The following is a 12,907-nucleotide window of genomic DNA, read 5'->3' on the forward strand; positions in this document are numbered from 1 at the left end:
TTTCTTCTCAATATCCGCGAATCTTTGTTGCTTTTATGACCAGCCTGTATAATCCCCAATCAAACGTCGCAGCGAAGCCCTTCGCGGGCAAAAAAGGGGTTGACGCAACTTTCCCATATACGCATAATGCGCCCCGCAACGCCGATGAAGGTCAAGCAAAAAAAGATGGCTACGTAGCTCAGTTGGTTAGAGCACATCACTCATAATGATGGGGTCACAGGTTCGAATCCCGTCGTAGCCACCACTTTTCGTTGCGAGAATTTTCCGTTGTGAAGTTTCCGTCGTGAAAAGCAGTTTGCGGGAGTGGCGAAATTGGTAGACGCACCAGATTTAGGTTCTGGCGCCGCAAGGTGTGCGAGTTCAAGTCTCGCCTCCCGCACCATTTCATTCACGATCGCATCGGATGGGGTATCGCCAAGCGGTAAGGCAGCGGGTTTTGATCCCGCCATCCCCAGGTTCGAATCCTGGTACCCCAGCCATCATTTTCAATGAACGCTGTTTTCATCGCTGGAAATGTTGCAATAAATTGGGGTATCGCCAAGCGGTAAGGCAGCGGGTTTTGATCCCGCCATTCCCAGGTTCGAATCCTGGTACCCCAGCCATTGCAACACAATCAGGCAGTTGCGCTTGAGCAGGAAATTGCTAAAGTATTAAGTTCAGTATTATGGCTACGTAGCTCAGTTGGTTAGAGCACATCACTCATAATGATGGGGTCACAGGTTCGAATCCCGTCGTAGCCACCAACTGGGGTGTCGCCAAGCGGTAAGGCAGCGGATTCTGATTCCGCCATTCCGGGGTTCGAATCCCTGCACCCCAGCCACTTTTCTCAGTACGTCATTGCACGGGCTGAACGTCGGCTGATTCATCACTACGACAAACACAGACACTTGGGGTGTCGCCAAGCGGTAAGGCAGCGGATTCTGATTCCGCCATTCCGGGGTTCGAATCCCTGCTCCCCAGCCATCTCAGCAATGCCCGCTTATGCGGGCATTTTGCTTTTTACTTTCCGGCTTACTCTCCGGCTCAGACGCCCAGCGCGTACTTCAGCGCCTGCTTCTTCAGCACGCCCGCACGCTGTGCGGCCATCAACCCGACGTTACGCAGCAGGCGCAGCGGCGGCAGATTATTGCTGAACGTACCGTAAAACAGATCCATCCCGGCCTGCATCATCAGGTTGTCCGGGCGGCGGCGGTGCTGATAACGGCGCAGAATCTCCTCGCTGTACCACGCCTCGCCCTGATTGCGGGCTTCGGTGACGATCGCCAGCAGCGCCTCGGCATCCCGGTATCCCAGATTCACGCCCTGCCCCGCCAGCGGGTTAATGGTATGGGCGGCATCTCCCACCAGCGCCAGCCCGTCACGCACGTAGCAATCGGCGTGGCGGCGTACCAGCGGGAAACTACCGGCGGCCACTGCCGTAACCCCGCCGACCCGGGACGGGAAGGTTTTGCGGATCTCCTGCGTCAGCGCTGGCGCAGGCATGGCGGCCAGCTGCCGGATACGCTGCGGTTCGTCATACCACACCAGCGACGCCCAGTTATCCCACAGCGGCAGGAAAGCGCGCGGCCCGTGCGGGGTGAACTGCTGCCAGGTGACGTCCTGCGGCGCTTCCTGCGTCTGCACCGTCACCAGCATGCAGGACTGACGGTACTCCCAGCCGCTCAGGCCGATGCCGGCCCACTGACGCACGCGGGAATTCGCACCGTCGGCCCCCACCACCAGCCTGGCGCAGAACGCCTCTCCGCCCTGTAAAGTGATCTGCCAGCCCTCTTGCGCCGGGGAAAGCTGCTCCAACTGCGCCGGCGCATGCAGCCTGACGCCCGGCGCCGTCTGCAAATGTTGCCACAGCGCCAGTTGCAGCACATCGTTTTCCAGCATGAAGCCCAGCTCGCTCAGCCCCAACTCCTCCGCCCGGAAGCTGACCAAAGACTCCGGCCACTCCCAGGTTTCCAGCCCGCGATAAGGCACGCAGCGCATACGCAGCACGTCGCTCCATACCTCCAGCGACTTCAGCACCTTCACGGAAGCGGCGCTGATGGCGGAAATACGCAGGTCGGGCGCGCTGCCCCGCTCAAAGGGACGCGGCTGATGCGGTTCAATCACGGCCACGGAAAACCCCGCCCGCGCAAACCCCAACGCCACGGCCGCGCCCACCATGCCGCCACCGACCACCGCAATATCGCAATCCATCCGGAATACCTCACTGTCCGCAATCTTACATTTTCACCGCCGCGCAGCTTCGGCTAAACTTCACCCAGCCCGCTGATTGGAGATAGTGTACCGGATCTTTCCCCCGGATTCCGAGCGCACCGCACTGGTCAGCGTGGCAGCAAGCGATTACAATGAGCGCCCTCTTGGGGGGAATCCCTGCGCCGATAACCTTTTTCACCTGCACTGAGTAATGGCAAGTCGATGACGAAGAAACTGCATATTAAGACCTGGGGTTGTCAGATGAATGAATACGATTCATCCAAGATGGCTGATTTACTGGGAACCACTCACGGTTTTGAACTGACGGAAAACGCCGAGGAAGCGGACGTCCTGCTGCTCAACACCTGTTCTATCCGTGAGAAAGCTCAGGAAAAGGTATTCCATCAGTTAGGGCGCTGGAAAACCCTGAAAGAAAAAAAACCGGGGCTGATCATCGGCGTCGGCGGCTGCGTGGCCTCGCAGGAAGGCGAGCATATCCGCGAACGCGCCCATTACGTCGATATCATTTTCGGCCCGCAGACCCTGCACCGCCTGCCGGAGATGATTAACCACGTTTCCGGCACCCGCAGCCCGGTGGTAGACATCAGCTTCCCGGAAATCGAGAAATTCGACCGCCTGCCGGAACCGCGCGCTGAAGGGCCGACGGCCTTCGTCTCCATCATGGAAGGCTGCAACAAGTACTGCACCTATTGCGTGGTGCCTTACACCCGCGGGGAAGAAGTCAGCCGCCCGTGCGACGACGTGCTGTTCGAAATCGCCCAATTGGCGGCGCAGGGCGTGCGCGAGGTCAACCTGCTCGGCCAGAACGTTAACGCCTACCGCGGCCCGTCCTTCGACGGCGGCATCTGCTCTTTCGCTGAACTGCTGCGCCTGGTGGCGGCCATCGACGGCATCGACCGCATCCGCTTCACCACCAGTCACCCCATTGAATTCACCGACGATATCATCGCCGTGTATGAAGACACCCCGGAGTTGGTCAGTTTCCTTCACCTGCCGGTGCAGAGTGGTTCCGACCGCATCCTGAACCTGATGAAACGTACCCACACCGTGCTGGAGTACAAATCCATCATCCGCAAACTGCGCAAGGCGCGTCCGGACCTGCAGATCAGCTCTGACTTTATCGTCGGCTTCCCCGGCGAAACCCAGCAGGATTTCGAGCAAACCATGCAGCTCATCGCCGACGTCAATTTCGACATGAGCTTCAGCTTCATTTTCTCCGCACGCCCCGGTACGCCGGCGGCGGACATGGTGGACGACGTACCGGAAGAAGACAAAAAGCAGCGTCTTTACATCCTTCAGGAGCGCATCAGTCAGCAGGCGATGAACTACAGCCGCCGCATGCTGGGCACCGTACAGCGCATCCTGGTGGAAGGCACCTCGCGCAAGAGCGTGATGGAGCTGTCCGGGCGCACGGAGAACAACCGCGTGGTGAACTTCGAAGGCACGCCGGACATGATCGGGAAATTCGTCGATGTGGAAATCACCGAGGTTCTCCCCAACTCCCTGCGCGGCACGGTGATCCGTACCGAAGATGAAATGGATCTGCGCGTCCATGAATCGCCGGCGTCCGTCATCGCCCGCACGCGCAAAGAGGATGAGCTGGGCGTGGGCACCTATCAGCCTTAAGGGGATGCTCCCGGCCAAAGGCGCCCGCGCGGCGCCTTTTGTTTTTTGGCCGCCGTTGAAATTCCCCGCTGCCGCCCTCAGTTAATCTTTCTGAACGTCCCCGTCAGGCATGCGTGAATGAGGAATAATGCCGCAATGCCATGTATGATTAGGGTGACAGGCCCGTAAGGCCAATCAACCGGGAGCCGTCAGCTCCGCCAACCGTCTGATACAGAGGAAGAGTTTGAACGTCACTACTGAAGAACTGGTACTGGAACCCGCTGATAATCAACGTCTGATGAGCCTTTGCGGGCCTTTCGATGACAATATCAAGCAACTGGAACGTCGCCTGGGCATTGAAATCAACCGGCGCGACAACCGTTTCAAACTGGTGGGCAAGTCCGTCTGCGTCAGCGCGGCTGCGGATATCCTGCGTCACCTGTATGTAGACACTGCGCCGCTGCGCGGGCAGATCCCGGACATCGGGCCGGAACAAATTCATCTGGCGATCAAAGAAAGCCGCGTGCTGGAACAGGTGGCCGAAAGCGTCCCGGAATACGGCAAAGCGGTGAACATCAAAACCAAGCGCGGCATGATCAAGCCCCGCACGCCGAATCAGGCGCAGTACATCGCCAACATTCTCGACCATGACATCACCTTCGGCATCGGCCCTGCCGGTACCGGTAAAACCTACCTGGCCGTAGCCGCGGCGGTTGACGCCCTGGAGCGCCAGGAGATCCGCCGCATCTTGCTGACGCGCCCGGCGGTGGAAGCGGGCGAGAAGCTCGGCTTCCTGCCCGGCGACCTGAGCCAGAAGGTTGACCCTTACCTGCGCCCGCTGTACGACGCCCTGTTCGAAATGCTGGGCTTTGAGCGGGTGGAGAAGCTGATGGAGCGCAACGTGATCGAAGTGGCCCCGCTGGCCTACATGCGCGGCCGCACGCTCAACGACGCTTTCATCATCCTCGACGAAAGCCAGAACACCACCATCGAGCAGATGAAGATGTTCCTGACCCGTATCGGCTTCAACTCCAAGGCGGTCATCACCGGCGACGTTACGCAGATCGACCTGCCGCGCAACCAGAAATCCGGCCTGCGCCACGCGGTGGAAGTGCTCTCCTCGGTGGAAGAGATCAGCTTCAACTTCTTCCACAGCGAAGACGTGGTGCGCCATCCGGTGGTTGCCCGCGTGGTCATCGCGTACGAAGCCTGGGAAGCGGCGGAGCAGAAACGCAAAGACGAGCTGGCCGAACAGCGTAAACGCGAGGCGCAGCTTGCCGCCGCGGCACAGGAACCCCAATGAGCAACGTCATTCTTGATTTGCAGATCGCCTGCGAGAACACCGGCGGCCTGCCGCAGGAAGCCGACTTCCTGCGCTGGCTGAACGCCGTGCTGCCCAAATTCCAGGAAGAGGCGGAAGTCACCGTTCGTCTGGTGGATGAAGCGGAAAGCCACGATCTCAACCTGACCTACCGCGGGAAAGACAAGCCGACCAACGTGCTCTCTTTCCCGTTCGAAGCGCCGCCGGGCATCGAGCTGCCGCTGCTGGGCGACATGATTATCTGCCGCCAGGTGGTGGAGCGCGAAGCACAGGAACAGAATATTACCCTGCTCTCACATTGGGCGCATATGGTTGTCCACGGAAGTCTTCATCTGCTAGGGTATGACCATATCATTGATGAAGAAGCCGAAGAGATGGAGTCTCTGGAAGCAGAAATCATGCAGGAATTGGGCTTTCCCGATCCCTATGCAGCCGAAAAAGAGTGATATAACAAGGACTGGCGGCCACCCGGCCGCCGTAATTAGAAACCGGATCCGGCATTCCCCGGCGGTTTCTTAACCATGACTATGAGTGATAACACACAAACGCCATGAGCGACGACCATTCACAGAACAATGACGGCCCCAGTCACAAGAAGGGGTTCTTTTCTCTTATTCTCAACCAACTGTTTCACGGGGAACCCAAAAACCGTGGCGATCTGGTTGAGCTGATCCGTGATTCCGAGCAAAACGATCTGATCGACCAGGATACCCGCGACATGCTTGAGGGGGTAATGGACATCGCCGAGCAGCGCGTACGCGACATCATGATCCCGCGCAGCCAGATGATCACGCTCAAGCGCAACCAGACGCTGGAGGAGTGCCTGGACGTCATTATCGACTCCGCCCACTCACGTTTCCCGGTGATCAGCGAAGATAAAGATCACATTGAAGGTATTCTGATGGCGAAAGATTTGCTGCCGTTTATGCGCAGTGAGTCCGAGCCGTTCAGCATTGATAAAGTTCTGCGTCCCGCCGTGGTGGTTCCTGAAAGCAAGCGCGTTGACCGCATGCTTAAGGAATTCCGCTCCCAGCGTTACCACATGGCTATCGTCATCGACGAGTTCGGCGGCGTCTCCGGCCTGGTGACCATTGAAGACATACTTGAGCTGATCGTCGGGGAAATCGACGACGAGTACGATGACGTGGAAGACCGCGACGTGCGTCAGCTGAGCCGCCATATGTACACCGTGCGCGCCTTAACGCCGATCGAAGACTTCAATGAGGTTTTCGGCACCCACTTCAGCGATGAAGAGGTGGACACCGTCGGCGGCCTGGTAATGCAGGCATTCGGCCACCTGCCGGCGCGCAGCGAAACCATCGAGCTGGACGGCTATCAGTTTAAGGTCGCGATGGCCGACAGCCGGCGGATTATCCAGGTACACGTTAAAATCCCGGATGAGTCACCCCAACCTCAATTAGACCAGGAAAGCTGAACTTAACATGGTCAATGCTTCACTACTGAAACGCCAGCGGGTGAGAACCCTGCTGGCGTTACTGTCAGGCGCCTGCGGCACCCTGGCGTTTTCCCCGTATGATTTCTGGCCGGCCGCGCTGGTTTCCCTGGCCGGGTTGCTGGCTCTGACGCTGGAGAGAACCACCCGTCAATCGCTGTGGCTCGGGTTCTGCTGGGGCATGGGGCTGTTCGGCGCCGGCGTCAACTGGGTTTACGTCAGCATCGATCAGTTCGGCGGCATGCCCAAACCGGTCAGCATGTTTTTGGTGGTGTTGCTCGCCGCTTATCTGGCGCTTTATCCGATGCTGTTCGCCGGGTTACTCAACCGCTTTTGGCCGAAAACCGGCGTATGGCGGCTGGTTATCGCCGCGCCGGCGCTGTGGCAGGCGACCGAGTTCCTGCGCGGTTGGGTACTGACCGGCTTTCCCTGGCTGCAGTTCGGCTACAGCCAGATCAACGGCCCGCTGAAAGGCATCGCGCCGATCGCCGGCGTGGAAACCATCACCTATCTGCTGATGATCATCTGCGGACTGCTGGTGCTGGCCGCCTGCCAACGGCGCATTGCGCCCGCCGTCGTTGCCGTATTACTGCTGGCCGCGCCCTGGCCGCTGCGCTATGTGCAGTGGTATCAGAACCAGCCGGATAAAGCAGTTAACGTCGCGCTGGTGCAGGGCAACATCCCGCAGTTCATGAAGTGGGACCCGAACCAGCTCATCTCTACGCTGCAAACCTACGCGGATATGTCGCGCCCCTATATGGGCAAAGCGCCGGTGATCATCTGGCCGGAATCAGCGATTCCCGACACCGAGCGTAATGAACAAAACTTCCTCACCCTGCTGGACGAGCTGCTGCGCACCAAGGGCAGCAGCCTGATCACCGGCATCGTCGATGAGCGTTCCGGGGAATACGGCTCCCGCTATTACAACTCGATTATCGTCCTGGGCGAACAGCAGCCTTACGCCTATCCGGGTAAGGATCGTTACGATAAACACCATTTGGTGCCGTTCGGCGAATTTGTGCCGCTGGAAGAGCTGTTGCGCCCGTTGGCGCCGTTCTTCAACTTGCCAATGTCGGCTTTCAGCCGCGGGAATTACACCCAGCCGCAGCTGAGCGTACGCGGCTATAACCTGACGGCGGCGATCTGCTACGAGATCGTGCTGGGCGAGCAGGTGCGCGCTAACTTCAGGCCGGACACCAACTTTTTGCTGACGATCTCCAATGATGCCTGGTTCGGGAATTCCATCGGCCCCTGGCAGCATTTCCAGATGGCGCGCATGCGTGCGCTGGAGCTGGGCCGCCCGCTGCTGCGCGGAACCAATAACGGCGTCACGGCGGCGGTAGATGCCACCGGCAACGTGATCGCCGAGATCCCGCAGTTTACCCGTCAGGTGCTGGAGGTGAAGGTTGCGCCGACCACCGGGGAAACACCGTATGCCAGCGCCGGCAGATGGCCGGTCTGGATGCTGACGCTGGTGATGGGCGCCGCTGCGCTGATCGCCGGGCGCAAAAAGCAAGCGCGTTAAGCATTGCAAGGTTCCGTATGCCCGCCTGTGGCTGCGGAACCCTCCTCCCTGCGGATATCCCCCTCCCGACAGAAACCTTGGCACTCCCCTTGCATCATTTCCCTCAGCCGGGAAGCAAACTCATGTATTCGCTCCGCACGCACAATAAGAGTGCATATTCTGCCTCATATTTGTGCATGCGCACTTTTTTGCAGCGAAATGGTGCGCTTCATGTCTCAAAAAACAAACATTAATACATCATTTAATTTACATTAAACTACTTTTCTAACAACAATAAGAAACATCGGCCCGACAAATCCCGGTCCGGACACGCTGTATAACAATATGAGTTTTATGGGTAAATGTACGGCGAAGTGGCCCTCGTTCCGGCCGCTGCGCAGACAATTGACAGAGAGCAATGTCAGGCTGGTGCGGTAAACGCACCGGTTTCAGGCATCACAACCACCGTAAAGGAGCAGGCAAATGCATATGCGTAAACTGGTGTTATCGCTGTTACTCGCCGGGATGGCCGGCAGCGTGGCACATGCCGCTGATGAACTCACCGGCACGCTGAAGAAGATCAAAGACGGCGGCGTGATCGTCGTTGGTCACCGTGAGTCCTCCGTTCCGTTCTCATACTACGACAACACCCAGAAAGTCGTGGGATACTCACAGGATTACTCCAATCAGATCGTCGAAGCGGTGAAGAAAGAACTGAACCTGCCTAACCTTCAGGTAAAACTGTTGCCGATCACTTCACAAAACCGTATTCCGCTGCTGCAAAACGGCACCTACGACTTTGAGTGCGGTTCTACCACCAACAACCTTGAGCGTCAGAAACAAGCCGCCTTCTCCGACACCATTTTCATCATCGGCACCCGCCTGCTGGTGAAAAAAGGCTCCGACGTTAAAGACTTTAAAGATCTGGCCGGCAAGACAGTGGTCGTCACCTCCGGGACCACGTCGGAAATCCTGCTGAACCAGATGAACGACAAAGACAAAATGAACATGCGCATCATCAGCGCGAAAGATCACGGCGACTCGTTCCGCACGCTGGAAAGCGGCCGCGCCGTCGCCTTTATGATGGATGATGCCCTGCTGGCCGGCGAACGCGCCAAGGCGAAGAAGCCGGATCAATGGGAAATCGTCGGCACGCCGCAGTCGAAAGAAGCATACGGCTGCATGCTGCGTAAAGACGACGCCGCCTTCAAGAAACTGGTCGACGGCGCCATTGCCGGCGTTCAGACCTCCGGCGAAGCGGAAAAGTGGTTCGATCGCTGGTTTAAGAACCCGATCCCGCCCAAAAACCTGAACCTGAACTTCTCGCTGTCGGAAGACATGCAGCAGTTGTTTAAAGCGCCAAACGATAAGGCATTGAACTAGTCCCGTTTTCTATCACAACAATGACGGGGGGCACACCCCCTGCCGATTGCTGACAAGCGGCCCGGACAGGCAGGAAGCGCGGGGAGATCGTTCCCTCCCCCGTTTCTTTTTCCGGAGCGGCTGTCGTCAACGAGACTGTCATCAATCACTCGGATTATTGGACGCCCGCACGCCGGTTATTTTCCGGCATATCGGCGCGCCTGACGGAGTTTTCTATGTCTATCGATTGGAACTGGGGCATTTTCCTGCAGCAGGCCCCGTTTGGTAATACCACCTATCTCGGATGGCTGATCGCGGGCTTCGAGGTTACGGTCGCCCTGTCGATCTGCGCCTGGATCATCGCCTTCTTCATCGGCTCCCTGTTCGGCATACTGCGTACCGTTCCCAACCGTTTCATTGCCAGTATCGGCATGTGTTACGTCGAACTGTTCCGCAACGTGCCGCTGATCGTACAGTTCTTCACCTGGTATCTGGTGGTGCCGGAATTACTGCCCGTCAGCATCGGCGACTGGTTCAAACAGGAACTGGACCCGAACGTGCAGTTTTTTGTCTCCTCCATGATATGCCTCGGCCTGTTCACTGCCGCGCGCGTCTGTGAGCAGGTGCGCGCCGCGATTCAGTCGCTGCCGCGCGGCCAGCAGAACGCCGGGCTGGCGCTCGGTCTGACGCTGCCCCAGACCTACCGTTATGTGCTGCTGCCCAACGCTTACCGCGTCATCGTGCCGCCCATGACTTCCGAAATGCTGAACATGGTGAAAAACTCGGCCATCGCCTCAACCATCGGTCTGGTGGATATGGCGTCTCAGGCCGGCAAGCTGCTGGACTACTCCGCGCATGCCTATGAGTCGTTCACCGCCATTACCCTGGCGTATATCGGCATCAACGCCGTCATCATGCTGGTAATGCATTTCGTTGAGCGTAAGGTTCAGTTGCCGGGCAACCTGGGGAGCAAATAAATGTACGAATTTGACTGGAGCACCGTCATCCCCAGCCTGCCCTTTTTGCTTAACGGCATGGCGATTACGGTAAAAATTACCATTACCGCCGTGGTGTTCGGCATTATCTGGGGCACGCTGCTGGCTGTAATGCGCATGTCCACCTTCAAACCGCTGAGCTGGTTCGCCACCCTGTACGTCAACCTGTTCCGCTCCGTTCCGCTGGTCATGGTGCTGCTGTGGTTCTACCTGGTCGTGCCGAGCCTGCTGCAAAAACTGCTGAACATCTCGCCGGCGACCGATATCCGGCTGATATCGGCGATGGTCGCGTTCTCGTTGTTCGAAGCCGCGTACTATTCGGAAATCATCCGCGCCGGGATAAAAAGCGTGTCCAAAGGGCAAAGCTATGCTTCGCTGGCGTTAGGCATGACGCACTGGCAATCGATGCGTTTGATCATTCTGCCCCAGGCCTTCCGCGCCATGGTGCCGCTGCTGCTGACGCAGGGCATCGTGCTGTTTCAGGACACCTCGCTGGTCTACGTCATCGGCCTGGCGGACTTCTTCCGCACCGCGGACACCATCGGCGTTAACAGCGGTACGGAAGTTGAAATGGTATTGTTTGCCGGCCTGATCTATTTTGTTATCAGCCTGCTGGCCTCCGGGCTGGTCAACTATTTGAAGAAAAGGACTGTTTGATGATTTCCCTGAAGCATGTTTCTAAGTGGTACGGTCACTTTCAGGTGCTGGCAGACTGCTCCACAGAGGTGAAAAAAGGTGAGGTGGTGGTAGTTTGCGGCCCTTCTGGCTCCGGCAAATCCACGCTGATCAAAACGGTAAACGGACTGGAACCGATCCAGCAGGGCGAGATCGTCGTTGACGGCATTGCGGTTAACGACAAGCGCACCAATCTGGCGAAGCTGCGTTCCAAGGTCGGCATGGTATTCCAGCACTTTGAGCTGTTTCCCCATCTCTCCATCGTTGAAAACCTGACGCTGGCGCAGGTGAAGGTGCTGGGGCGCGATAAAACCGCCGCCAAAGCCAAAGGGCTGAAGCTGCTGGAGCGCGTCGGCCTTTCCGCCCACGCGGATAAATTCCCCGGCCAGCTTTCCGGCGGCCAGCAGCAGCGCGTCGCCATTGCACGCGCCCTGTGCATGGACCCGGTCGCCATGCTGTTCGACGAACCGACCTCGGCGCTGGACCCGGAGATGATCAACGAAGTGCTGGACGTTATGGTTGAGCTGGCTAAAGAAGGCATGACCATGATGGTCGTCACCCACGAGATGGGCTTCGCACGCAAAGTCGCCAACCGGGTGATCTTTATGGACGAAGGGAAGATTGTCGAAGACCGCAATAAGGACGATTTCTTCGATAACCCGCAGTCTGACCGCGCCCGGGATTTCCTGGCGAAGATTATTCACTGACACTCATCAGGCCGCCGCCTTCTCCGGAAGGGGCGGCTTTTAACTGTGTCGTCCTTCAGTCACTCATATCAAAAGTCATCCATCCCAAAAACGCGCCCCAACTCCTCCGCGACCAGCGCCTCCTCTCTTGAACACGCATAGTTATTCTTCCCTTTCGGGCTGATGCTTTTGGCAAGATCCATATATGCCCTGAACTCAACCTGGCTATGCCCGCCTTCGTTCATTTCCAGGGGATGAATGATGATTTGATAGCAACCAAAAAACTTTCTGATGATAAACGGCCGGCGATCGACCTCTTTCACCAGCCGGGCAAGCAGTTTCATTGCCGGGATCATCTGCCCCAGAACCAGGCGCGATGTGGTAAACGGCTCATCGGGCACGCCTTCCGCTTCCTTTCCCGTAGAGTAATTAAGTACTCGCATACGGTTGCGATAAATCCGGACATAAATATCAGGCACAACTCACCATTCCGCTATCAAAACAACCCGATTCCCCGGCTCAGGGCATCATCAAATTTCCCCCGGCGGATAAAACCGCCGCGAAAGCCTGCCGCCCTGCCGCCGTCTTCCAGGCGCTCAACCACCCAACCCGCGCTAAGCAAGGCTTGCAGGCACAAACATGAACGAGACAAACCATAAAGCATCAATCCGCCTGCCGCAGCCAGCGCCAGCCAGATGCCCCAATGCTGCACTCCGGCGCCCTGCGCCGCCAGCATCACGCAGGCAATCACCTGCAACACGATACGCACGGAAAACAACACGATAAAATAACGCCGCAGCGCTGCCTGCGACATAAATGCAGGGTTAGCCAGCGTATTCCGGGTTTCCCTCACCGGAATGCCGTTCACATAGACCATCCATTCTTCACGGTTATCCGGCACCCGGATTTTCCCGCTCTCTTTTTTCCGGTGCAGATCCATAGAAACGACCACCGGGAAAACCAGCCCAACGGCAAAAAGATAAAACAGCAACGCGGATACGCCGAAAAACGACAGCCCCAACGCCAGCAGAACGGCCAGAAACAGCCTGCCGCTGTAGATAAACGATCCCGTCGTTTGATAATTCATTGCCATGT

12 protein-coding genes and 7 tRNA genes are annotated in these 12,907 nt (G+C 57.7%); 16 read left to right on the forward strand and 3 right to left on the reverse strand.

The features are described from left to right. The first annotated feature begins 167 nt into the window (after positions 1–167). The 7 genes from C8D90_RS16995 to C8D90_RS17025 all read left to right on the forward strand — a co-directional run bounded on the left by C8D90_RS16995 (position 168) and on the right by C8D90_RS17025 (position 963). A tRNA-Met gene (locus C8D90_RS16995) sits at positions 168–244 on the forward strand. A gap of 53 nt (positions 245–297) precedes the next feature. Continuing rightward, positions 298–382: transfer RNA gene (locus C8D90_RS17000), tRNA-Leu, on the forward strand. A gap of 22 nt (positions 383–404) precedes the next feature. Then, positions 405–479, forward strand: a tRNA-Gln gene (locus C8D90_RS17005). Positions 480–527: 48 nt separating this feature from the next. Next, positions 528–602 (forward strand) — tRNA-Gln (locus tag C8D90_RS17010). A gap of 64 nt (positions 603–666) precedes the next feature. Beyond that, positions 667–743 (forward strand) — tRNA-Met (locus C8D90_RS17015). A gap of 2 nt (positions 744–745) precedes the next feature. Next, positions 746–820: transfer RNA gene (locus C8D90_RS17020), tRNA-Gln, on the forward strand. 68 nt (positions 821–888) lie between these two features. Then, positions 889–963, forward strand: a tRNA-Gln gene (locus tag C8D90_RS17025). 60 nt (positions 964–1,023) lie between these two features. Here the strand turns inward: C8D90_RS17025 and ubiF are convergent. Continuing rightward, positions 1,024–2,190 carry a 3-demethoxyubiquinol 3-hydroxylase gene (gene ubiF / locus C8D90_RS17030; protein ID WP_115459660.1) on the reverse strand — a complete coding sequence of 389 codons (1,167 nt, stop codon included), beginning with the start codon at positions 2,188–2,190 and terminating at the stop codon, positions 1,024–1,026. Positions 2,191–2,412: 222 nt separating this feature from the next. Here ubiF and miaB point away from each other — a divergent pair, with 222 nt between their 5' ends. The 9 genes from miaB (at position 2,413) to C8D90_RS17075 (ending at position 11,833) form a co-directional block, all read left to right on the forward strand. Then, positions 2,413–3,837 (forward strand): tRNA (N6-isopentenyl adenosine(37)-C2)-methylthiotransferase MiaB, encoded by a 1,425-nt coding sequence (gene miaB, locus C8D90_RS17035; RefSeq protein WP_115459661.1) that lies wholly within the window; start codon positions 2,413–2,415, stop codon positions 3,835–3,837. 205 nt (positions 3,838–4,042) lie between these two features. Next, positions 4,043–5,119, forward strand: coding sequence for a PhoH family protein (locus tag C8D90_RS17040; protein WP_230473041.1), 1,077 nt, complete (start codon positions 4,043–4,045; stop codon positions 5,117–5,119). Continuing rightward, entirely contained in the window at positions 5,116–5,583 is a 468-nt protein-coding gene (gene ybeY / locus C8D90_RS17045) for an rRNA maturation RNase YbeY (RefSeq protein ID WP_115459663.1), read from the forward strand. Before C8D90_RS17040 ends, ybeY begins: the two co-directional genes overlap by 4 nt. Positions 5,584–5,687: 104 nt before the next feature. Next, positions 5,688–6,572, forward strand: coding sequence for a CNNM family magnesium/cobalt transport protein CorC (gene corC, locus C8D90_RS17050; RefSeq protein WP_115459664.1), 885 nt, complete (start codon positions 5,688–5,690; stop codon positions 6,570–6,572). A 7-nt stretch (positions 6,573–6,579) separates the two neighbouring features. Further along, positions 6,580–8,115, forward strand: a complete 1,536-nt coding sequence (gene lnt / locus C8D90_RS17055) for an apolipoprotein N-acyltransferase (RefSeq protein WP_115459665.1) — start codon at positions 6,580–6,582, stop codon at positions 8,113–8,115. A 462-nt stretch (positions 8,116–8,577) separates the two neighbouring features. Beyond that, on the forward strand, positions 8,578–9,477 hold the full coding sequence (locus tag C8D90_RS17060) for an amino acid ABC transporter substrate-binding protein (protein ID WP_115459666.1): 900 nt from the start codon (positions 8,578–8,580) through the stop codon (positions 9,475–9,477). Positions 9,478–9,692: 215 nt separating this feature from the next. Next, a complete protein-coding gene (locus tag C8D90_RS17065) occupies positions 9,693–10,433 on the forward strand; it encodes an amino acid ABC transporter permease (protein ID WP_115459667.1) in 741 nt (246 codons plus the stop codon). Further along, positions 10,434–11,108, forward strand: coding sequence for a glutamate/aspartate ABC transporter permease GltK (gltK, locus tag C8D90_RS17070; protein WP_115459668.1), 675 nt, complete (start codon positions 10,434–10,436; stop codon positions 11,106–11,108). Next, on the forward strand, positions 11,108–11,833 hold the full coding sequence (locus C8D90_RS17075) for an amino acid ABC transporter ATP-binding protein (protein ID WP_115459669.1): 726 nt from the start codon (positions 11,108–11,110) through the stop codon (positions 11,831–11,833). The genes gltK and C8D90_RS17075 overlap by 1 nt, the downstream gene beginning before the upstream one ends. 68 nt (positions 11,834–11,901) lie before the next feature. Here the strand turns inward: C8D90_RS17075 and C8D90_RS17080 are convergent, their stop codons facing one another. Both C8D90_RS17080 and C8D90_RS17085 read right to left on the reverse strand, forming a co-directional pair. Further along, on the reverse strand, positions 11,902–12,255 hold the full coding sequence (locus C8D90_RS17080; RefSeq protein ID WP_230473037.1) for a hypothetical protein: 354 nt from the start codon (positions 12,253–12,255) through the stop codon (positions 11,902–11,904). Positions 12,256–12,308: 53 nt separating this feature from the next. Further along, positions 12,309–12,899: a hypothetical protein gene (locus C8D90_RS17085; protein ID WP_147291380.1), complete on the reverse strand. Its 591-nt coding sequence runs from the start codon at positions 12,897–12,899 to the stop codon at positions 12,309–12,311. Positions 12,900–12,907: the final 8 nt, after the last annotated feature.

This window comes from Enterobacillus tribolii (assembly GCF_003363015.1).
GTDB lineage: Bacteria > Pseudomonadota > Gammaproteobacteria > Enterobacterales > Enterobacteriaceae > Enterobacillus > Enterobacillus tribolii.